At 32.3% G+C, this 1,296-nt stretch carries 1 protein-coding gene and 1 pseudogene; one reads left to right on the forward strand and one right to left on the reverse strand.

All coding sequences use genetic code 11. The annotated features are described in order from the left end of the window. The first annotated feature begins 423 nt into the window (after positions 1-423). A complete protein-coding gene (locus AC19MX_RS21055) occupies positions 424-762 on the forward strand; it encodes a hypothetical protein (RefSeq protein WP_498299767.1) in 339 nt (112 codons plus the stop codon). Between the two features lie 135 nt (positions 763-897). Here AC19MX_RS21055 and AC19MX_RS21060 read toward each other — a convergent pair. After that, positions 898-1,017, reverse strand: a pseudogene (locus AC19MX_RS21060) (IS3-like element ISSde8 family transposase); the annotation flags it as partial. Positions 1,018-1,296: the final 279 nt, after the last annotated feature.

The raw sequence follows: 1,296 nt of genomic DNA on the forward strand, positions 1-1,296 counted from the left end.
CTGTTGTATCAAAGCAGCCCAATCTTGATGTGAACGTGTAGCCATGTTAACTCCTGATGTCATTATCAGTCGTTAAGATAAAGGCTCGATGAGCGCAGTTGAAGACGTACTTGCCCGGACGCTTACGTTAAAGCAAGTGTATTATCTAAAACATTCAGATAAATTTAAAGACGCAATATTAAACGAGTTTGGCCAAAGTTAAATAACTTTAACTATTTAACATTTACATCCATAAATTAGAGGAGGGACTTATTGCATAAAGCTACAAAAAATTATGTTAGTTACTAACTTAAGTTAACTTAGTTGAATTTTATTGACGCTTTAGCATCAAAAATTTGCAAGAATTATTTTATACATTGTAATTTTATCGATTTACTCTTGTTAAAAACCAACAGTTCTAACCACATACCTAAGAAGCAGAAAATGACAGAAATTGAATATAAAACATTAAAAAAAATGACCATCCAACAAACTGGAGCCAATGACCCAGAAACTCTGACTCAATTTGCTGAAATGATGAAAAAAAGTAATAATAGCTATAAGTATATAAGCATTACTTTGATCATTATTGGCATTCCATTATGCTTAATATTTTTTGGAATATTCTTTATTCTTATTGGTATATGTATGTACTTTTTCCTTTATAGAATGAATTTAAAGAAATTCAATCAATTCATTGAGCACATTAAAAATGATAAAGAGTTTCACGCAGAAGCGGCTGCGGCTAAAGCAGCTAAACTACAATCACTTTCAATGGCGTAGTTAGACATTAATATTTTGAAGGCAATCTTAGGATTGCCTTTTTAATTCCTTGCAGAAAATAATGGATATGTTTTAATTTATTCATTAAATCGACATCATGTAGACATGTAATGGTCAAGTATTTCTGGAGAGATTTTAAGCCGCTTTTTTTAACTCATTATATTTTTGATGTGGCGTCTTATCATCTATTGCTGAATGTCTGCGTTTGTAATTGTAGAACTGGATATATTGCTCAACCACACTGACTACAGAACTGTAAGTTGAATCACCCATGCGGATTAGGTTTTCCCTATTTTGATTTGAGCTAGTTAAGATTAATCGATCCGAACAATTTATACGCAATTATGATTAAAAATTTATATGCACAAAATAATACTTTTAAAAACTCATAATTATTGACTTTTTTTGTATGCGTCCGGCGAACTACGCCTTGTCTAGCCTAACCTGCCAGGGTACGAGATTGTTGAGGTCACAATCAGGGTAGGATAATTGCTCTAAGCAGTGTTCGATGTAATCGAACGGGATAAGTCCATT

This window comes from Shewanella sp. MF05956 (assembly GCF_059758055.1).